A 21,185-nucleotide genomic window follows, 5' to 3' on the forward strand; every position below is an offset into this window, starting at 1 on the left:
AATGGGAAATGGAAAAGTCTGGCTTGTAGGCGCAGGCCCAGGAGATGTTGGATTACTGACAATTAAAGGCATGAAAGTGATTGAAGAGGCGGATGTTGTGGTTTATGACAGGCTCGTCGGGATGGGAATATTATCGCTCATTCCTGACAAGGCAAGATGCATCGATGTCGGAAAGACGTCAGGAAACCATATGATGTCCCAGGAAGGGATCAATAAATTGCTTCTGGAAGAGGCAAAGAATGGCAACCGGGTCGTAAGGCTTAAAGGAGGAGATCCCTTTCTGTTTGGAAGAGGCGGGGAAGAAATCGAGCTTCTTGTAAAAGAAGGGATTCCCTATGAAATTGTACCCGGGATAACATCCGCGATTTCCGTGCCTGCCTATAATGGAATTCCGGTGACGCACAGGGATTTTACATCTTCCGTTCATATAATAACCGGACACAAAAAGAAAGATGAAGAATATGATATCGATTTTTCGGCTCTTGTAAAAACAAAAGGCACGCTCGTTTTTCTGATGGGACTTTCAGAGCTGGGCAGCATATGCAAAGGTCTTTCAGACGCAGGGATGGACAAAAATATGCCGGTTGCCGTATTGGAAAGAGGAACAACAGCAAAGCAGCGGAAGGTAATATCTGATTTGTCCACAATCGAGGAAACGGTTCGATTAAACAATATATCCACCCCGGCCATCATCGTCGTAGGAAAAGTATGCAGCCTTTCCAAGGGATTTTCCTGGTACGAAAAGCTTCCGCTGGCAGGGTGCAGAATCGCTGTTACCAGGCCCAAAGAGCTGATTTCAGGACTTTCTGAAAAACTGCGGATCAAAGGAGCAGAGGTGATTGAGCTTCCGGCAATCAGAATTGAACCCATAAAGGAAAACCTTGCTCTAAAACAGTCCATTTCTAATCTGGCTTCATATCAATGGATCGTTTTTACCAGTCCGAGCGGGGTGAACATCTTCTTTGAGGAAATGAAATCTATGAAGGCAGACATCCGAAGCCTTGCAGGTCTGAAAATAGCCGTAATCGGTGAGGGTACGCTGAAGATGATCGAAGGCAGAGGATTATATGCCGATCTTGTCCCTTCCCGCTATGATGCGGAAAACCTGGGGAAAGAGTTGGGAGCCATCTGCTTTGAAGGTGACCGGATGCTGATCCCGAGAGCAGATATCGGAAACATTCTGCTGGTTGAAGAGATAAAGAAAAGAAAAAATGTAGTGATTGATGATATCCCGACGTACAGGACCGTATATGAAGGAAGCCGGATCATCAATGAAAAAGAAGAATTCCAGAATCGCAATATAGATTATGCACTTTTCACAAGCGCATCCACGGTCAGGGGATTCGTAAGCGTAACGGAAGGACTGGATTACGGACTGGTAAATGCCGTATGTATTGGAGCGCAGACAAAGAAAGAGGCGGATGGCCACGGCATGAAGACGCAGATGGCTGAAAAGGCAACATTGGACAGCCTGGTCCGACTGGTGGAAGAGCTGCATGAAAAGCAAAGGCAGGGGAATGAGAAATGATAAAAAGACCGAGAAGATTAAGAAGAAATGAACACATACGGAATCTGGTCAGGGAAACCAGAATAAGCAAATCGGCACTGATTTATCCGATATTTATCGTTGAAGGGGAAGGAATCAAAGAAGAGATACAGTCCATGCAGGGACAGTACAGATACAGCGTTGACAGGCTGTCTGAAATATGTGAGGAGTGCCTGAATGCGGGGGTACATAATCTGCTCCTGTTTGGAATCCCTTCAGAAAAGGATGAATACGGTACCGGCGGCTACGCTTCGGACGGTATCGTGCAGAAAGGCCTGATCGAGATAAAAGAAAAATATCCTGACCTTTTTCTGATTACCGACGTCTGTATGTGTGAATACACATCCCATGGTCATTGCGGGATTCTAAATGGGGACTATGTGGATAATGACGAGACCCTGGAATATCTTGCCCGGATTGCATTATCCCACGCCCAGGCAGGTGCGGACATGGTTGCACCCTCGGACATGATGGACGGCCGTGTCGCGAAAATAAGAGCAGTTCTGGATGAGAATGATTATTCTGACATCCCGATTATGTCCTATTCCGTGAAATATGCCTCTTCGTTTTACGGACCTTTTCGGGAGGCGGCAGGATCCAGCCCGGCATTTGGAGACCGGAAATCCTACCAGATGGATTATCATAACAGGAAGGAAGGGTTGAAAGAGGCTCTCCTTGATATCGAAGAAGGCGCAGATATCATCATGGTAAAGCCTGCGATGTCCTACCTGGATCTTGTAAGTGAAATCTCAAAAATCTCCAATGTTCCACTTGCCACATACAGTGTGAGTGGGGAATACGCCATGGTGAAATCTGCTGCAAATGCCGGCTTCATCGACGAAGACAGCATTGTCTGCGAAATGGCGGTCAGCGCATTCCGGGCAGGAAGTGATATGTACATAACGTACTATGCGAAGGAACTTGCCAGATTTATTGATGAAGGGAGAATCGGGTGATGGAAAACAGACATGCAAACTCAGAAAGGCTGTTTGGGGAAGCGGTTTCATACATACCCGGAGGAGTTAACAGTCCGGTCCGGGCCTTCAGTTCAGTCGGCATGTCGCCGCTGTTCATAAAGAAATCCGAAGGTCCCCATATTATCGATGCGGACGGAAACCGGTACATTGATTATGTATGTTCATGGGGTCCAATGATACTTGGACACAATAACAGTGAAGTATATGATGCAGTAGTTGAGGCAGCAAAAAATGGATTGAGTTTCGGTTATGCGACAGAAATTGAAGTCAAAATGGCCAAACTGATCTGTGAAATGGTTCCGTCTGTGCAGATGGTAAGAATGGTAAATTCTGGTACGGAGGCAGTCATGAGCGCAATCCGGGCTGCTCGCGGCTTTACAGGAAGAAACAAGATACTGAAATTCGAGGGCTGTTACCACGGGCACACGGACTCCATGCTTGTGAAGGCGGGATCCGGCCTTATGACCTCGGGAATACCGACAAGTGCAGGCGTGCCTCAGGGATGCACGCAGGACACGCTGCTGGCGGCCTATAATGACCTGGAAGGCATTGAAAAGATATTTCAAACGTCCGGAGATGAGATTGCGGCGGTAATCGTTGAACCAGTTGCAGCCAACATGGGTGTTGTACTCCCGGGCAAAGGATTTCTCGAGAGATTACGATCCCTCTGTGACAGCAATGGTGCCGTTCTGATTTTTGATGAGGTAATAACCGGATTCAGACTGTCAGCCGGCGGAGCAGGTGAATACTTCGGCATCAGACCAGACCTGATTACTTTCGGAAAAATAATCGGGGCAGGCATGCCGGTAGGTGCATATGGAGGCAGCAGGGAAATTATGGAGTGCATATCACCCTCCGGGCCCGTATACCAGGCGGGAACTCTCAGCGGGAATCCGATTGCCATGAATGCAGGGTACACACTGCTGTCCATTCTTAAGAACCACCCAGAATATTATGCGGGAATCAATCATAATGCTGAAACCCTATTTGAAGGAATGAAGCAGATTATCCGTGAAGCAGGTCTTCCGTACAGAGTCAATTATATCGGCTCGTTGGGAAATGTATTTTTTACGGACACAGATGTTACGGAGTATGGCAGTGCATCGAAGTCAGATACAAAGATGTATGCGCAATTTTTTCGATTTATGCTCAGCCAGGGGATATGCCTGGCACCGTCCCAGTTTGAGGCGATGTTCGTTTCTTACGCCCATGATGACAGCATTATAAGGGACACCCTCAATGCGTTTGAAAAATTCATTCATTCTTTGAAATAAAAACCGTCAACAAAAAATGGACAAAGGAAATTCTCAAAAATGAAAACCGGCCTTGAAGATAAATATATTCTGAAAAACAATAAAAAGCTGTATTTCGGCTATACCACGGGAAGCTGTGCGGCTGCCTCGGCAAAAGCGGGCGCACTCATGCTGTTTACCGGAATCCCACAGGAAAGAATTGACCTCATGACACCGAAGGGAATCCTCCTGCATCTGGAAATAGTGGAAATCAGGATAGAGAAAGATGAAGTCATATGTGCCGTCAGAAAGAACGGAGGGGATGATCCGGACGCCACGCACGGGATACTTATCTACACCCGTGTCAAAAAAAACGCATACGATGAAATCAGGATTGATGGCGGAATCGGTGTCGGAAGGGTTACAAAAAAGGGGCTGGAGCAGGAGATTGGAAGCGCGGCCATTAACAAGGTTCCCAGGAAGATGATTCGGGAGAATGTCAAAAAGGTCTGTGAGGACTTTGACTATAATGGCGGATTGGATATTGAAGTCTTTGTACCCGAGGGAGAAGCGGTTGCGAAAAAAACCTTTAATCCCATGCTTGGGATCATCGGGGGGATATCTGTGCTGGGAACCAGTGGAATCGTAATGCCCATGAGCGAGGCCGCCCTGATTGACAGCATTCGGGTGGAAATGAGGGTCAAGAAGGAGAGTAACGACAGTGATTACCTGATAGTAACTCCTGGAAATTATGGAACATATTTTTCCATTGACAACCTGAACCTGCCGGACGATTTCATGCTCAAGTGCAGCAATTACGTCGGGGAGACTGTCGATATTGCTCTGGAGCTTGGAATCCGGGGAATCCTGTTTGTCAGCCATATCGGAAAATTCATCAAGCTGTCGGGGGGAATCATGAATACCCATTCGGCCTTCGCAGACTCCAGGATGGAGCTGATGGCCGCAAACGCGCTGCGAGCCGGCGCCGATGTAGAGACAGCAGCAAGGATACTGGAATGCATCAATACGGAAGATGCGGTGTCGGTACTGGATGAAAGTGGACTGTTGGAACCGGCAGTGAAAATAATATTAGACAAAATCAGGTTTTACCTGGATAAAAGATCCTGTGGCAGGCTTGAAACCGCAGTCATCCTGTTTTCAAATGAATATGGAAAACTCGGCTGCACGGAAAACGTAGAGGGACTACTCGAAAAAATAAAGGAGAAAAACGGATGGCTGGAAAATTGTACGGTGTCGGAGTTGGGCCAGGAGACCCGGAACTGCTCACCTTAAAGGCACTCAGATTAATAAATGAAGCAGATGTCATAATGGTACCAGGGGAAGAAGTGGAAGAGAGCCTGGCATACAAAATAGTCAAGGATCACATAAGGGATCCTCATTTGAGAAAGATAGCTGCGGTCTCCATGCCTATGACCAAAGACAGTAAGGTCCTGGAGGCAAACCACCGCAATGCCGCCAATGAAGTGGAGGAATACCTGGATGAGGATAAGACCGTGGCCTTCCTGACACTTGGAGACCCGACAATCTACTCCACATATATCTATGTCCACAAATTGGTGGAGAAAGATGGATACAATACGGAGATCATCAGCGGAATCACATCATTCTGCGCCGCTTCGGCCAGGTTGAATGAAGGACTGGTGGAAAAAGAGCAGATGCTCCATGTGGTGCCCTCCTCTTATGGTATCGAAGACGCCCTGCGTCTTCCCGGAACAAGAGTACTGATGAAGGCAGGCAGCAAAATGCCTCAGATAAAACAGATGCTTAAAGAAACGAACGGGAAAATAGCTATGGTCGAAAACTGCGGAATGGAAAACGAGAAGGTCTACTTAAGTCCAGAGGAAATAGATGAAAGAGCGGGCTATTATTCTTTAATAATAATAAAAGAAGCAGAAAGGTTAGGGTAGATAAAATGATACATTTCGTGGGAGCAGGCAGCGGAGCGGCAGATCTGATAACGATTCGAGGAAAGAATATGCTTGAAGCGGCCGATGTGATAATTTACGCCGGATCCCTCGTGAATCCGGAACTTCTGGATTACAGGAAAGAAGGATGCGAGGTCCATAACAGTGCATACATGACACTGGAGGAAGTGACAGATGTAATGGAGAAGGCCGAGAAAGAAGGAAGGACAACAGTTAGGCTTCATACCGGCGACTCCAGTATATATGGAGCGACGAGGGAACAGATCGATATTCTGGATAAGAAGGGAATAATGTATGATACCTGTCCGGGAGTCAGTTCTTTCTGCGGGGCCGCTTCGAGCCTGAATCTTGAATATACTCTCCCCTCTGTTTCCCAGAGCGTCATCATAACGAGGATGGAAGGAAGGACTCCGGTCCCGTCGAAAGAGAGCATTGAATCTTTTGCCGCCCACCACGCCACGATGGTCATATTCCTGAGTACCGGAATGCTGGATGAGCTCGCCAGGAGACTGGTCAGCGGAGGATATGAAATGGATACCCCGGCTGCCATCGTCTATAAAGCCACTTGGGATGATGAGAAGAAATTCATCTGCACCATAGGAACACTGGCGGAAACGGCCAAGGCCAACAATATTACAAAGACAGCCCTGATCATTGTGGGAGATGTTGTCACCCACGCAAGCTACGACAGGTCGGAACTATACAACCCCGGATTTGAAACCGAATTCAGGAGAGCGTCCCTATAGGAGCATTAGATGAAGATCAGCATAATCAGTTTCACGAAAACAGCTGCCAGACTTAATAAAAAAATCCGGGACCGGATGACTGCGGAAGGAAAACAGATAGTTTCCTACAGCAAAGGGAAAAACAGCTGCGAACCTGGCATAATACCCGTAATAGAAAGCGTAACCGAATGGACAGGGGAAATGTTTGAATCCCAGGATGCGATTATATTTATTGGTGCCTGCGCCATCGCCGTCCGAAGCATTGCACCCTATCTGGTCAACAAATCGAAAGATCCGGCCGTTCTGGTTATCGATGAAAAGGGAAACTATGTCATACCCATATTGTCCGGACATATCGGCGGTGCCAACGAACTTGCCATGGAAACGGCATCTGTATTGGGTGCAATACCCGTAATCACAACTGCAACGGACTTGAACGGTAAATTTGCGGTGGATGTGTTTGCGGCAAAGAACAGACTCCACATCTCAGATATGATGTGTGCCAAAGAAATATCAGCGGCGATACTGAACGGGGAAGTTGTTGGCTTTGCCAGTGAACTCCCGGTCGAAGGCAGGATTCCACCGGAACTGAATATGTCTGAACATACGGAATATGGAATCCGGATTGCCCTGAACGAATTGCCCGTGCTGTCTGAAAAGACCTTGCAACTGACTCCGAAGATCGTGACGATCGGCATCGGGTGCAGAAAAGACAAGGACCCTTCGGATATCGAAAAGGCTCTGCTGAGTTTTCTGGATTCTCAGGGAATTCCAATGCACGCTGTAGAAAGAATCGCCAGCATTGATTTGAAAAAAGATGAAAAAGGCATTTTGGATTTTGCCCACAAATATAAGATACCCCTCAGCTTCCACTCGGCAGAAGAACTGGGCAGTGTCCGGGGCGCTTTCAGTGAATCGGAATTTGTCGAATCAGTAACCGGCGTTTCCGGCGTCTGTGAAAGGGCAGCTGTACTGGCAGGCGGCAACTGTACCCTGATGGTTAGAAAAACTATTATTAACGGCGTCACACTTGCGGCAGCCGTTGGAAAGAGAAGTGTCAGATTTGAGTAAAATATATGTAGTGGGGATAGGCCCCGGTGAATTTGAACAGATGACTTTCAAGGCTGGAAAAGCCCTTGAAGACTGCGATGTGATTGTTGGATACACGGTATACGTGGATCTGGTGAAGGAACATTTTCCATCCAAGGATTTTCTTACCACGCCTATGCGCAAAGAGGTCCAAAGATGTGAAATGGCCTTTGAAGAGGCGTCAAAAGGAAAGACGGTTGCCATGATCTGCAGTGGTGATGCGGGTGTTTACGGAATGACAGGTCTGATGCTTGAAATAGGTGAAAGATATCCGGGAGTCACGGTAGAGAATATTTCTGGTGTATCTGCCGTCATCAGCGGAGCCGGGATTCTTGGAGCTCCCCTGATACATGATTTTGCGGTAATCAGCCTAAGCGACCTTCTGACACCATGGGAAAAAATCGAAAAACGAATCGAAAGTGCGGCTGAGGCGGACTTTGTGCTCTGTTTCTACAACCCCTCCAGCATTAAGAGGAATGATTACCTTGAAAAGGCGTGCAGTCTGATTCTTAAGCATGCTGCAAAGGATACGGTCTGCGGAATTGCAAAAAATATCGGCAGAGATGAAGAACAGTATAGTATTATGACGCTGGAAGAATTAAAGGATACACGAGTGGATATGTTCACTACGGTTTTTGTCGGGAATTCCCAGACAAAGGTTATTGGCAATAAGATGGTGACTCCAAGGGGATATAAATATGAGTGATGTGCTGTTATTTGGCGGGACAGCCGAGGGCAGAAAGATTGCAGAATATCTAAGTGAGAATAAAGTGAAAGTACATACGTGTGTGGCTACGGATTACGCAGGCACCCTTCTTCCAGCCAGCGAAAATGTGTCTGTATCTATAGGACGTCTGGACGTGGCTCAAATGAAGGAGCTGATCTGTGAACTGGAAAGACCTCTCGTCATCGATGCCACCCATCCGCATGCGGCCATAGTGACGGAAAATATAAAAAATGCCTGTATCCTCGCAGGGGCGGAATATATCAGACTGGTCAGGAATTCCAGCGAGAACCCGGATGCATCTTATCTGAGTTTTTCCGATATTGACGGGGCGGTGGAGTATCTTAAGAAAACGGAGGGCAATATACTTGTAGCAACAGGGAGCAAGGAGCTTTCGAAATATACAGCCATCGACAACTACAGGGACCGTGTTTTCGCAAGGGTTCTTTCAACCGGTGACGTGGCACAGGAATGCAGCAGGCTTGGGTTTGAAGGAAGAAATCTGATCTGCATGCAGGGTCCATTTTCACTGGAGCTGAATTATTCCATGCTAAGGCATGTCGATGCGAAATATCTTGTGACAAAAGAATCTGGCGGAAGTGGAGGATTTGCCGAAAAATTAGAGGCTGCCCATAAAGCTGGTGCTTCGGTGCTCGTAATCGGAAGGCCGGCAGTTGAATCCGGCATGTCATTGTCTGACTGCATCCTTTTATTAAGAACCAGGTTCTTTCCTGAGACTGTTGCATCCAGAAAAATCATTTTGTCCGGAATTGGGATGGGAAGCCGCGGCAACATGACCGTTGAGACATGCCAGGCACTGGATTCAGCCGATCTGATTATAGGAGCAAAACGTCTTACCGATGCGGCAGGGTTTGCAGGCAAGGCGGTCTACAATTCTTACAAGGACAGCGAAATCAAAAAATATATCGAAGAACACCCGGAATACCGGAATATCGTAGTTGCACTTTCGGGCGATGCAGGCTTTTACAGTGGAGCAAAACGTCTTCTGAATGTTCTGGATGAATACAAACCTGAAATCCTGTGCGGAATACCCACTGTATCCTATCTGTGCTCAAAACTGGGAGAATCCTGGGAAGACGCATATCTGGCCAGTATCCATGGAAGAGAGGAAAATATCCTGGACAGGATTACGAAGTACAGAAAAGTTTTTGCTCTGCTGGGCGGAAACAAAACAGTGGATGGTTTATGCAGAGAACTGATATATTTCAACCTGAAAGATGTCACAATCCACGTAGGCGAAAGTCTGTCCTATCCGGATGAGAAGATTACCTCGGGAAAACCGGAAGAAATCCTGGGAAAGAATTTTGCATCCCTGAGTGCAGTCCTCATCGTAAATGAGAATGTGTTACATAATATCGTAACCCACGGCATCCCGGATGAAGAATTTCTTCGGGCCAGAGTACCGATGACGAAGGAGGAGGTACGATCTGTATCTCTGTCAAAGCTTCGTCTGAAAAAGAATTCGATCATCTATGATATTGGTGCCGGCACCGGATCGGTTTCGATTGAAATGTCTCTGCAGTCTCCGGACGGAATGGTATATGCGATAGAGAAGAATGAAGAAGCAGTCCAATTGATTGAATTAAACCGGATAAAATTCAGAACTGGAAATCTCAGAATCATTCAGGCTCTGGCTCCGGACGGCCTTGCGGATCTCCCTGCCCCGACCCATGCTTTCATTGGAGGAAGTTCCGGCAATATGAAAGAAATTCTGAAAAACCTGCTGGAGAAAAATCCTCAGATACGCATTGTCATCAATGCTTCCACCCTGGAAACAATGGGCGAGATTGTGGGGATTATCGGAGAAATTCCTTTGAAAGACCTGAATATTGTTCAGGTCAATGTATCAAGGGCAAAAAAAATTGGAAATTATCATATGATGGAAGGAGTCAATCCGGTCAGTATCATATCATTTACCGGAGCCGGACAGGGAGGTACATCTTGCGGATTCCAAGAATAATGATCAGTGCATCTTCCAGTGGAAGCGGGAAGACGCTCGTTACATGCGGATTGCTGAAAACACTTATAACAAGGAAAATGAAAACAGCATCTTTTAAATGCGGACCGGATTATATCGATCCTATGTTCCATTCCAGAATCATAGGCGCAAAATCGAAGAACCTGGACACTTTTTTTACGGATGATAATATTACAAAATATCTGTTGTGTGAAAGTGCACGGGAAGCAGATATCTCCGTTATAGAAGGTGTTATGGGGTACTATGATGGGATGGAGGCATCTTCCGCAAACGGATCTTCTTATGCTCTGGCAAAACTGACCAGGACGCCGGTTATCCTTGTTGTGGACTGCAAAGGAATGAGCCTTTCCGTTGTGGCCGAAATCGAAGGGTTCGTAAACTTCTTTGAAGACAGCGGGATAAAAGGGGTCATATTAAACCGGATGCCCAAATCTCTGTACAACGAGATGAAACAGATTATTGAAGATCGAACTGGAGTGAAGGTGATGGGATATCTGCCTTCGGTCCCCGAGCTGATAATTGAAAGCCGGCATCTCGGACTAGTTACTCCGGATGAAATAGACGGGCTGGACGAAAAGCTGGGAAAACTTGCGGCAATCATGGAAGAAGCCCTGGATATTGATGGAATCATAGCAATGGCAGCCGATGCTCCTGTGATAGAATATGAGGATGTAAGGATTCCCCATGTGTCAGGAGAACCGGTGATTGCAGTAGCCAGGGATGAAGCGTTCTGCTTTTATTATGAGGATAATCTAAAGCTGCTGCAAAAAATGGGTGCAAAGATCATCTACTTTTCACCAATGCGGGATAAAAAAGTTCCGGACGAAGCAGATGCCCTGATGCTGGGAGGCGGTTACCCGGAGGTTCATGCAAAAATCTTAAGTGAAAACAGCAGTATGCTGGACAGCATCAAAGCTGCCACAGATGGCGGATTGCCGTGTATGGCTGAATGCGGGGGCTTTATGTATCTCCACGAAGCCATGGAAGACATGGAGGGAAATGTACATAAAATGGCCGGTGTGATAAAAGGAAAAGCATACAAAACCTCGAAGCTGGGCAGGTTTGGCTATATTAAGCTCACAGCATTGGAAAACCAGTTTCTTGGGAACAAAGGAGATGCAATCAAGGGCCATGAGTTTCATTATTTTGACAGCACAAATTGCGGTACCTCTTTCCTGGCAGAAAAGCCAAATGGCAAAAAAAGATGGGAATGCATACATGGAAGCACAAACATGGCAGCAGGCTTTCCGCATCTGTACTATTATTCGAATATCAATGTTCCTTATAATTTTCTTGAAAAAGTTGCAGAGCAAAAAGAAAGGCAGTAAATATGGCGAAATCGATTATGGTTCAGGGAACGATGTCAAATGCTGGAAAAAGTCTGATTACGGCGGGACTTTGCCGGATATTCATGCAGGATGGCTATAAAACAGTTCCGTTCAAATCACAGAACATGGCACTGAATTCCTATATTACCGAAGAAGGCCTTGAAATGGGCCGCGCCCAGGTAATGCAGGCGGAGGCTGCAGGTGTAAAACCTTCAGTCCTTATGAATCCGATACTTTTGAAACCGACAAACGATACAGGTTCCCAGGTTATTGTAAACGGAGAAGTCATTGGAAATATGAGTGCCAGAGATTATTTTGCGTATAAAAGCAGTCTCTTTGGCAAGGTAATGGAAGCATATAACACTCTGGCAGAGGACAACGATATTATCGTAATTGAAGGGGCGGGAAGCCCTGCGGAAATAAACCTGAAGGCTGATGATATCGTGAACATGGGTATGGCAAAGAGAGCAAAAGCTCCGGTCCTTCTGGTAGGCGATATTGACCGTGGAGGAGTTTTTGCGCAGATTTATGGAACCGTGATGCTCTTGGAAGAAGAAGAACAGAACATGATCAAGGGATTTATTGTCAATAAATTCAGGGGAGACAAGACGATACTTGATCCGGGCGTGGAAATGCTGGAAAACAAGGTTGGCATATCCTGTGTAGGTGTTGCTCCATTTATGAAGATTGATATAGAGGATGAGGACAGCCTCTCGGAAAGGTTTTCAAATTGCACCGGACCGGACCTGATAGATATAGCAGTGATTCGGATTCCGAGGATATCGAATTTTACGGATTTTTATGTGTTCGAAAGCATCAGCGGAGTATCGCTTCGATATGTTGATAAAGTCAGCGACTTGAAAAATCCGGACATGATCATAATCCCGGGAACAAAAAACACCATGAAAGACCTGCTCTGGATGCGTCAGAACGGACTCGAGGCAGCCGTTTTAAAGGAAGCCCGCTCTGGTAAGGTGATTTTCGGCATATGCGGAGGGTTCCAGATGCTGGGAGAAAGCATAGAGGATCCCGATACCGTGGAGGAAGGTGGATTCATCAGAGGAATGGGACTGCTCCCGCTAACGACAGTGTTTGAGGGCGGAAAAGTAAGAACCAGGATCAAGGGCAGGTTTGGCAAGGTCGAAGGAGTCCTGAGCAATCTGTCCGGACTTGAGTTGGAAGGATATGAAATCCACATGGGACGAAGCAGAGTGTCCGAAGATGAAGATGTCCAGACAATGTCTTTTGTCAATGATATGGTTGAAAATGAAGATAAAACGGACGGAGCATTCCTGAACAATGTATATGGGACCTATGTTCACGGTGTATTCGATAAGGAAGAAGTCTCGAAAGCCATTATCACTTCTCTGGCAAAAAACAAAGGGATCGATGCGAAAAACATCGGGACGGTCGATTATAAGAATTACAAAGAACAGCAGTATGACATACTTGCGGATACCCTTAGGCAATATCTGGACATAGATGAAATCTATAAAATTCTGGAGGCAGGAGTATAATATGGAAAATAAAAGTGAATACAGCAGAATAATGGATATCCTTCCACAGGAAATCGAAAAGAAAAGCTTTGAAATCATAACAGAAGAACTGGGAGACATAGTACTGGATAAGGAAAAAGAAAGCATTATTAAGCGGGTCATCCATACGACTGCCGATTTCGAATATGTTAAAAATCTCAAATTTTCGGATAATGCCGTCGAGACAGCAATGGAGGCAATCAGAAACGGTGCCTCCATTGTGACAGATACGCAGATGGCAAAGGCGGGAATCAATAAAAAGAAGCTTGCAAAGTTCGGCGGTGAAGTATTTAATTTCATGTCTGATGAGGATGTAGCTCAAATCGCAAAAGAAAACGGCACGACAAGGGCAAAAGCATGCATGGATAAGGCAGCAGAACTGGATAAAGATCTGATTTTTGCCATAGGGAATGCACCAACTGCCCTGATCCGGCTTTATGAGCTCATTAAAGACGGAAAGCTTAATCCAAAACTGATTATTGGGGTACCTGTCGGTTTCGTAAATGTCGTGTCTTCCAAAGAACTCATTATGGAAGCCGGTGTCCCATTTATAGTAGCGCAAGGAAGAAAAGGCGGAAGCAACGTCGCCGCAGCAATCTGCAATGCCCTGATATACATGACAGAATAGTTTTATACGACAGATATTGTAAACAAAATTTACTGCGGAGGACACCATCAAGAAGTTGAAGTCCCAGGTGTTGGAATCGATACGCAGATTGAAAACCATTGCTCCATTTACACAAAAAGTGTACTGTGATATTCTTATACTATTGAAATTTAAATGGAGATAATCAGAATGCATGATAAAGTGACGGAAAAAGATATCCGCAGAATGAAAGAAGAAGTCAGACACCGGATACTGGTGGTCCGGAAAGAGGCACTTTTAAAGGTCCAGGAAGCCAGGGCACATGGCGACCTGAGTGAAAATTTCGAGTACAAGGCTGCAAAGCAGTACAAAAACCAGAATGAGAGCCGGATCAGGTATCTGGAGAAAATGATACGGACGGCAATAATAATCTCGGAAGATTCCGTTTCGGATGAAGTTGGACTGAATAATCTGGTCACGGTATTTGTTCCTGAGGATAATGAAGAGATCATATTCAAGATTGTGACCACAGTCAGATCAAATTCAACCCAGGGATTGATAAGTATTGATTCTCCCATGGGCAAAGCGTTATTGCACCATAAGGTCGGGGACAATGTACTTGTCAGAATCAGCGAGAACTATGAGTATGAAGTCATCATCCGTAATATTGAAAAACTGGAAGATGATGGATCAGATGAACTCAGGAAGTTTTAATTTAGGAGGTAGTTATGCGTTATAAATGCCTGGTGCTGGATCACGATGATACAGTCGTAAACAGCACCGCCCATGTGCATTACCCTTCGTTTGTGAAGGTCTTATCAGAAATCAGACCGGATACGACGCTGGGACTTGAAGAATTTTACAGGAAGAATTTTGAACCGGGGATTTTGGGACTTTGCAAGGATATACTTGGTTTTACCGATGAAGAAATGATTTATGAAAAAGATTGCTGGCAAAACTATGTGGAACGTCACGTTCCGAAAACTTTTGATGGCATGGAAGATATAATTGCGAAATTCCGGCGAAAAGGGGGAATAATCTGTGTCGTCTCCCACTCTTATAAAACGAGCATTCTCAGGGATTATAAGGAAAACGGACTGCCCGATCCGGACATGGTATTTGGGTGGGAGATGCTTCCCCATCAGAGAAAACCTTCTGTATATCCCTTGGAGGAAATTATGCAGAATTACGGGCTGTCAAAATCCGAACTTCTGGTGGTAGATGATTTGAAGCCAGGGCACGAAATGGCCAGAAACTGCGGGGTGGATTTCGCGGCCGCCGGTTGGGCGCACAGTGTGCCGGAAATAGATGATTATATGAAAAAGAACAGCGATTTCTATTTTTCTTCTGTCGAAGACATGGATCAATTCCTGTTTGGAAATATCCAATAGCCCACTCGTCTGTTGACAATCCTCTTGTGGTAAATTATACTAAAAGAAGTCGGATATTTAAGGTAGTGATTGGTGTAAAGTGCCATGGGCCGCTTGTCATGAGCAAAAACTAACAAAGTACTTGAAAGGAAGTGTTGGTATGGATAAATTTGCAGATTTGAATAAGGACAAAACAGCAATTGAGACTATCGCAGTTTTAGAGAAGGAATTATCTGAAAAGATTGGCAAGGAAGTTACTTTAGTTGCATATAGCGGAACAAAAATTGCAGATTTGCATGAGGATAATAATTTGGTTGAGAAAATTACCTCGCTAGAGAAAGATTTGTCGAAAAATACCGGAAAAGAGGTTATTCTGTTAGCATTTTCCGTTTAGGAAGTATCTGATTGGTAAATGATAAGCGGCTCTATTTCAAATGTTATGTTGAGCGTCAAGTAAATAAAATTGTAATTATTTTAAAGCAGGTAAACGTAAAAGTTTACCTGCTTTTTTAATGTCGGGATAACAGGATTCGAACCTGCGGCCTCTGCGTCCCGAACGCAGCGCACTACCAAGCTGTGCTATATCCCGATGCTCATTATTGTAAATCCAGAACGTCGATTTGTCAATGATTACGGCCATTGTTTTTCAAAATGATATCCTTCTTTCAACCAATTTATCAACCAATATATTTGTGATAGAGTCACAGATAAATAAAATAGAATCTTTATAATAAAGATAGATTTTAAATTGAGCCAACCAACAAGGAGGAAGTAAAATGTTTGATTTTTTAACAAGAGATAATGGTAAAGCGATTCACGTAAATGAAATGGATAATCTTATAGGAAAAGTAGAATTGATAGACATAAGGGAGTCATATGAATACCAAAGCGGAAGCATAAAGACGGCAAAAAATATTCCTATGGGTAATTTGCTGAATGCTCCTGAGAAATATCTTTCGAAAGACAAGACGTATTATATCATGTGCCAATCAGGCGGGAGAAGCGGAAGTGCCTGCAGAGAGCTCACCAGCCAAGGCTTCAATGTTCTGAATGTAGCCGGTGGCATGAGTTCCTATAGGGGAACCAACCTATCGTAAAGATGAGCTGATATCAATTGGTTTTTCGGGAAACACAGAAAACAGCCGTTCATTTTCGGACGGCTGTTTTGCTGAATATTGTATGTACAAAGCTTTGTCAGGCTTTTAGTAGATAGCTTCAGGCCCGCGCTGGCCAGTGCTGATTCGCATGGCATCTTGAATCTCATACAGGAATATTTTACCATCCCCGCCATTTCCAGTATATGCGATCCTGGAAATGGCATCCATTGTTTTATCAGCCCATTCCTTGCTGGATACGACAATTTCGAATTTGATTTTGGGCAGCATGTTGATATCCACTTTTGTGCCCCTAACGATACTTTCGTAGCCCTTCTGTATGCCACATCCCATTACTTGTGACACGGTGATTCCGTGAACATTAATTTCACTCAGGACATCTTTTATTTCCTCATATTTTTGTTCTCTTACAATGGCATCTATTTTCCACATATTTTCCGATTCCTCTCTCCAATATAATATTTAAATCCATAAAATAAAAAGGGTCTGAAAATGTAAATTACATTTCAGACCCCATTGTCTTTGGTTGATTAAATTTTAAAAAGAAGATCGCCGTAAGTCGGATGCGGCCAATATTCGGTACATGTATTTTCTTCCATGAGATCGGCAACAGCCCGCAGTCTGTCCATGGCCGGAATTACAGATTCCTTGTAATAAACTGCTAAAGCCAGTGCATCGTCATGGAATTGTGCAGTTTTGTCGATGGTCTCTTTCAGGTCATTGACATACTCATAAGCCTCATCGTTAAGCTTTGAAAGCTTGTTGATAAATGATACCTCTGCAGCACATTGTAAATCCAGACCAAGATCTTTAACGGAAACAGCTGTGGAACATAATTTTGCAACATATCTGCTTACCGCCGGAATGATTTCTTTTTTTGCAATTTCAATCATTGTCAATGCTTCAATTCTAAGAATCTTGCTGTAGGATTCCAGCATGATTTCATAACGGGAATGCATTTCAGACTCAGTGAATATATTATGCTCTGTAAACAATTTTATGTTTTTCTCATCGATGAAATGTGGAAGTGCATCTACTGTGGAGCGGAGATTGCTGAGTCCGCGTCGTTTCGCTTCTATCTGCCATTCTTCTGAGTAACCGTCTCCGTTGAATACGATTCTCCTGTGGTCCTGCAGGGTTTTGCAGATGAGAGTATTGGTTGCTGCAGTAAAATCTTCCGCGTTTTCCAGAATATCTGCGAATTTCTTTAATTCTTCCGCAACGATAGCATTTATAACCACATTTGGTCCGGATATAGACTGGGAAGAACCAGGCATACGGAATTCAAACTTGTTTCCGGTAAAGGCAAAGGGTGAAGTACGGTTTCTGTCTGTGGTGTCCTTGATAAAGTTCGGGAGAACATGAACACCAATCTCTATGGTACCCTGTTTCATGCCATCGTATTTGGTGCCTTCGTCAATGGATTTAAAAATGCAATCTAAATCATCGCCGACGAAGATGGATACAATGGCTGGAGGAGCTTCATTTGCTCCCAGTCTGTGGTCGTTTCCAGCAGATGCAACGGTAATTCTCATAAGATCCTGATATTCATCGATAGCTTTGATGACGGCAGCGAAGAAAAGCAGGAACTGTGAATTTTCATGAGGGGAAAGACCGGGCTCCAGAAGATTGATTCCAGTGTCTGTGCTCAGGGACCAGTTATTATGTTTGCCGGAACCGTTAACCCCATCAAAAGGCTTTTCGTGAAGAAGACATGCCAGACCATGGCGGTCAGCCACCTTTTTCATCATTTCCATAGTAAGCTGATTATGATCTGTAGCAATATTCGTTGTTGTGAATATTGGTGCCAGCTCGTGCTGAGCAGGAGCTACCTCGTTATGCTCGGTTTTCGCAAGTACGCCCAGTTTCCATAATTCCTCATTAAGCTCTTTCATGAAAGCGGATACTCTGGTCTTAAGAGCGCCAAAGTAATGGTCTTCCAACTCCTGGCCTTTAGGAGGTTTTGCACCGAACAGGGTTCTGCCCGTGAACATGAGATCTTTTCTCTGATCATAAAGTTTTTTATCAATCAGGAAATATTCCTGCTCCGGACCCACGGTGCTCAAAACTCTGTTAGCTGTTGTGTTTCCGAACAGACGGAGAATACGAAGCGCCTGGTCGTTGATGGTTTCCATGGAGTGGAGCAGAGGTGTTTTGTTATCAAGTGCTTCACCGTTATAGGAACAGAATGCTGTCGGGATGCAAAGCGTCCCTTCCTTAACAAATGCATAGGATGTAGGGTCCCATGCTGTATAGCCTCTTGCCTCAAAGGTGGCGCGCAGGCCGCCCGAAGGAAAGCTGGAGGCATCCGGTTCACCTTTAATCAATTCTTTTCCGGAAAATTCCATAATGACGCGTCCATCTCCCTGAGGGGAAATGAAGCTGTCATGTTTTTCTGCTGTAATACCGGTTAAGGGCTGAAACCAATGCGTGTAGTGCGTGGCACCTTTTTCGAGTGCCCAGTCTTTCATTGCGATAGCCACCATGTTGGCTACGTTTATGTCCAGATCAGAACCTGTCTTCATTGTCTGCTGCAACGATTTGTAAATGTCTTTTGGGAGTTTTTCTTTCATAACAACGTCACTGAAGACCATGCTACCGAAAGTTTTAGAAATATCTTTGCACATATGGATTCCTCTTTTCATATGAATGTTTAAAAACAAAAAAAGCGCTCGAAAAAAATCCAAGCGCCTTTGCTTTTATTGCTTCGATAATAATATCAGATAGGATGTTTGTCAAGCGTTTTTTTGATTTGATACCCCCTCCTTGCCTTGACAGAGATTAATGTGAATGCTACGATTCAGATATCGACAGATTCCTGTTTGGGTATAAAGAATATGGCAGAAAGCAAAGGACGCAAAAGAGCGGGTCGGTTTTTGGATGTGATGAAGTTACAGATACATAGTGAAAAATTGTTATAATCATAACACATGGATTAAAATAAAAAAACTATGGAGGGTAATTATGGGACAGAAAATATTAATCGTTGGCGGAGTGGCAGGCGGTGCGTCGGCAGCGGCAAGGTTACGAAGAAACAGTGAGGAAGACCAGATTATAATGTTCGAGAAGGGACCGCACGTCTCCTTTTCAAATTGTTCCCTTCCTTATCATCTGAGTGGGATAATCGAAACGGCCGAGGATCTGGTTCTGATGAACCCCGAACTTTTTTTGCGGCAATATAATATTGAAGCCAGAGTGAAGAATGAAGTGACTGAAATCGACAGAAAAAATAAACGGGTAACTGTAAAGAATCTGGAAAACGGAGAGGAATACAAGGAATCATATGATAAGCTGATTCTGTCTCCGGGTGCATCTCCAATCGTACCAAAGATACCGGGTGTGGAAAATGTAAAGATGTTCACGATACGAAATGTAGTGGACATCGATATGTTAAACCATTTTATTAAAGCGCTTCCCGAAAAAAATGTTGCAGTAATCGGAGGTGGATTCATTGGAGTGGAAGCTGCGGAGAATTTAAAGAAGGGCGGGTACAGTGTAACGCTTATCGAAGGTACAGATCAGGTGTTAAGGCCATACGACTATGACATGGTTCAGATATTCCACAAAGACATTATGGATCATGGGGTGGAGCTCATCTTAGAGGACACGGTGGTACAGTTTGAGAAGGACACGGTCGTATTGTCTTCCGGCAGGAAGATTCATGCCAATGCAGTTGTGATGGCGATCGGAGTGACTCCAGAGACGGGTCTGGCAAAAGGAGCCGGACTTGAAATTGGTATAACGGGAGCCATAAAGGTGGATAAAAACTACAGGACAAACGATTCAGATATTTACGCAGTGGGCGATGCCATCGAGGTATACAACGCCTTAACGCATACAATGACAAAACTGTCGCTGGCCGGTCCTGCTTTAAAACAGGCCCGTTCCGTGGCTGATCATATTAATAATAAGGAAACACTAAATAAAGGATATATAGGATCTTCTTCAATCAAGGTGTTTGATTACAATGGGGCTTCAACCGGATTGAACGAATCCATGATTAAGGTTATGAAGATGAATATAAACTATGAGATAGTCAGAATAATACTTTCAGACAAGGTCGGTATTATGCCGGACGCAGCACCAATGCATTTCAAGCTGCTGTTTGAGGTCCCGACTGGAAAAATACTGGGTGCCCAGGCCATAGGCAGAGGAGACGTGACGAAACGAATTGATATCATTGCGACACTTATAAAATCCGGGGGAACAGTAGAGGATCTGAAAGATCTGGAGCTCTGTTACGCACCTCCGTTTTCAACGGCCAAAGATATTGTGAACTATGCAGGGTACGTCGGAACGAATCTTCTAAATGGTGCGTTCAAACAGATAAATATTGACAAAGTCAGAGGACTTGTTGAGGATGGAACCCTGATAATAGACGTACGGGAAACCTATGAATTTGCGCGTGGCCATATAAAGGGTGCCATAAATATACCTCTTAGCGAGCTCAGGGGAAGAACAGACGAAATTCCGAAAGACAGGACGGTTTACCTGCATTGCAGAACGGGACAGAGAAGCTACAATGCGACCCTTGCTCTACAGAATTTAGGGTTTGAAAATATCGTAAATATTACGGGAAGTTTCCTGGGTCTGTCTCTCTTTGAATATTTCAATGATGTGAGACTTGGAAGAGAAAGTATCGTCACCGATTATAATTTCAGATAAAGGAAAAAAGAAGATGCCGTCGTGAAGATGAACTGACCCCCATAAGTTAGACCTAAAAATCTAACTTATGGGAGGTCAGTTTTTTTATGGCAAAATATAGTTTTGAATTTAAAAAGCAAATTGTTACAGATTATCAAAATGGCAAAGGTGGTTACTGTTTTCTAGCAGAAAAATATCATATTAAGAATAATGAACAAGTTCGAAAGTGGATTAAGGCTTATCAGACTTTTGGCGATGAAGGATTAATGCGTTCTAGAAAAAATGAAAGTTACTCTTTTGAATTTAAGCTTCATGTAGTAGAGTTATATCTAACAACAGAAATTTCATATCAGGAATTAGCTTTATCTG

At 44.5% G+C, this 21,185-nt stretch carries 20 protein-coding genes and 1 tRNA gene; 18 read left to right on the forward strand and 3 right to left on the reverse strand.

Going from position 1 to position 21,185, the window contains the following annotated elements; translation table 11 throughout:
* The first annotated feature begins 1 nt into the window (after position 1).
* From cobA to BUA79_RS04010, 15 genes are all read left to right on the forward strand, one after another.
* On the forward strand, positions 2-1,528 hold the full coding sequence (cobA, locus tag BUA79_RS03940) for a uroporphyrinogen-III C-methyltransferase (RefSeq protein WP_073993062.1): 1,527 nt from the start codon (positions 2-4) through the stop codon (positions 1,526-1,528).
* Positions 1,525-2,502, forward strand: a complete 978-nt coding sequence (hemB, locus tag BUA79_RS03945; RefSeq protein WP_073993063.1) for a porphobilinogen synthase — start codon at positions 1,525-1,527, stop codon at positions 2,500-2,502. Before cobA ends, hemB begins: the two co-directional genes overlap by 4 nt.
* A complete protein-coding gene (gene hemL / locus BUA79_RS03950; RefSeq protein ID WP_073993064.1) occupies positions 2,502-3,797 on the forward strand; it encodes a glutamate-1-semialdehyde 2,1-aminomutase in 1,296 nt (431 codons plus the stop codon). Before hemB ends, hemL begins: the two co-directional genes overlap by 1 nt.
* Positions 3,798-3,836: 39 nt before the next feature.
* A complete protein-coding gene (gene cbiD / locus BUA79_RS03955; RefSeq protein ID WP_073993065.1) occupies positions 3,837-5,048 on the forward strand; it encodes a cobalt-precorrin-5B (C(1))-methyltransferase CbiD in 1,212 nt (403 codons plus the stop codon).
* Complete coding sequence (gene cobI, locus BUA79_RS03960; RefSeq protein ID WP_073993066.1) at positions 4,988-5,683, forward strand: precorrin-2 C(20)-methyltransferase; 696 nt, start codon at positions 4,988-4,990, stop codon at positions 5,681-5,683. The genes cbiD and cobI overlap by 61 nt, the downstream gene beginning before the upstream one ends.
* A gap of 5 nt (positions 5,684-5,688) precedes the next feature.
* Positions 5,689-6,447, forward strand: coding sequence for a precorrin-4 C(11)-methyltransferase (gene cobM / locus BUA79_RS03965; RefSeq protein ID WP_073993067.1), 759 nt, complete (start codon positions 5,689-5,691; stop codon positions 6,445-6,447).
* Positions 6,448-6,456: 9 nt separating this feature from the next.
* Positions 6,457-7,497, forward strand: coding sequence for a cobalt-precorrin 5A hydrolase (locus tag BUA79_RS03970; RefSeq protein ID WP_073993068.1), 1,041 nt, complete (start codon positions 6,457-6,459; stop codon positions 7,495-7,497).
* Positions 7,490-8,221 carry a precorrin-3B C(17)-methyltransferase gene (cobJ, locus tag BUA79_RS03975; RefSeq protein ID WP_073993069.1) on the forward strand — a complete coding sequence of 244 codons (732 nt, stop codon included), beginning with the start codon at positions 7,490-7,492 and terminating at the stop codon, positions 8,219-8,221. The genes BUA79_RS03970 and cobJ overlap by 8 nt, the downstream gene beginning before the upstream one ends.
* The gene (gene cobK, locus BUA79_RS03980) at positions 8,214-10,220 is read left to right on the forward strand and encodes a precorrin-6A reductase (protein WP_073993070.1); all 2,007 of its coding nucleotides are present in this window, start codon (positions 8,214-8,216) and stop codon (positions 10,218-10,220) included. Before cobJ ends, cobK begins: the two co-directional genes overlap by 8 nt.
* Complete coding sequence (locus tag BUA79_RS03985; RefSeq protein WP_094757290.1) at positions 10,202-11,566, forward strand: cobyrinic acid a,c-diamide synthase CobB; 1,365 nt, start codon at positions 10,202-10,204, stop codon at positions 11,564-11,566. Before cobK ends, BUA79_RS03985 begins: the two co-directional genes overlap by 19 nt.
* A 2-nt stretch (positions 11,567-11,568) precedes the next feature.
* Positions 11,569-13,083, forward strand: a complete 1,515-nt coding sequence (locus BUA79_RS03990) for a cobyric acid synthase (protein WP_073993071.1) — start codon at positions 11,569-11,571, stop codon at positions 13,081-13,083.
* 1 nt (position 13,084) lies between these two features.
* Positions 13,085-13,729 (forward strand): precorrin-8X methylmutase, encoded by a 645-nt coding sequence (locus BUA79_RS03995; RefSeq protein WP_073993072.1) that lies wholly within the window; start codon positions 13,085-13,087, stop codon positions 13,727-13,729.
* Between the two features lie 168 nt (positions 13,730-13,897).
* Complete coding sequence (locus BUA79_RS04000) at positions 13,898-14,401, forward strand: GreA/GreB family elongation factor (RefSeq protein ID WP_073993073.1); 504 nt, start codon at positions 13,898-13,900, stop codon at positions 14,399-14,401.
* A gap of 14 nt (positions 14,402-14,415) precedes the next feature.
* Positions 14,416-15,078 carry an HAD family hydrolase gene (locus tag BUA79_RS04005; protein ID WP_073993074.1) on the forward strand — a complete coding sequence of 221 codons (663 nt, stop codon included), beginning with the start codon at positions 14,416-14,418 and terminating at the stop codon, positions 15,076-15,078.
* A gap of 139 nt (positions 15,079-15,217) precedes the next feature.
* Positions 15,218-15,451, forward strand: coding sequence for a hypothetical protein (locus BUA79_RS04010; RefSeq protein ID WP_073993075.1), 234 nt, complete (start codon positions 15,218-15,220; stop codon positions 15,449-15,451).
* 121 nt (positions 15,452-15,572) lie between these two features.
* Here BUA79_RS04010 and BUA79_RS04015 read toward each other — a convergent pair.
* A tRNA-Pro gene (locus BUA79_RS04015) sits at positions 15,573-15,646 on the reverse strand.
* Between the two features lie 187 nt (positions 15,647-15,833).
* Between BUA79_RS04015 and BUA79_RS04020 the strand changes: the two genes are divergently transcribed.
* Positions 15,834-16,154, forward strand: coding sequence for a rhodanese-like domain-containing protein (locus BUA79_RS04020; RefSeq protein WP_073993076.1), 321 nt, complete (start codon positions 15,834-15,836; stop codon positions 16,152-16,154).
* 105 nt (positions 16,155-16,259) lie between these two features.
* Here BUA79_RS04020 and BUA79_RS04025 read toward each other — a convergent pair whose 3' ends face one another.
* Complete coding sequence (locus tag BUA79_RS04025; protein WP_073993077.1) at positions 16,260-16,604, reverse strand: P-II family nitrogen regulator; 345 nt, start codon at positions 16,602-16,604, stop codon at positions 16,260-16,262.
* Between the two features lie 98 nt (positions 16,605-16,702).
* The gene (locus tag BUA79_RS04030) at positions 16,703-18,817 is read right to left on the reverse strand and encodes a glutamine synthetase III family protein (protein WP_207647310.1); all 2,115 of its coding nucleotides are present in this window, start codon (positions 18,815-18,817) and stop codon (positions 16,703-16,705) included.
* A 319-nt stretch (positions 18,818-19,136) separates the two neighbouring features.
* On the opposite strand from BUA79_RS04030, the gene BUA79_RS04035 reads away from it, so the two are divergent.
* Both BUA79_RS04035 and BUA79_RS04040 read left to right on the forward strand, forming a co-directional pair.
* Positions 19,137-20,837, forward strand: coding sequence for an FAD-dependent oxidoreductase (locus tag BUA79_RS04035; RefSeq protein ID WP_073993079.1), 1,701 nt, complete (start codon positions 19,137-19,139; stop codon positions 20,835-20,837).
* Positions 20,838-20,923: 86 nt separating this feature from the next.
* Positions 20,924-21,185, forward strand: a 262-nt coding sequence (locus tag BUA79_RS04040) for a helix-turn-helix domain-containing protein (RefSeq protein ID WP_143147868.1), incomplete at its 3' end; no start/stop codon positions are given.

This window comes from Parasporobacterium paucivorans DSM 15970 (assembly GCF_900141895.1).
Classification (GTDB): Bacteria; Bacillota; Clostridia; order Lachnospirales; family Lachnospiraceae; genus Parasporobacterium; species Parasporobacterium paucivorans.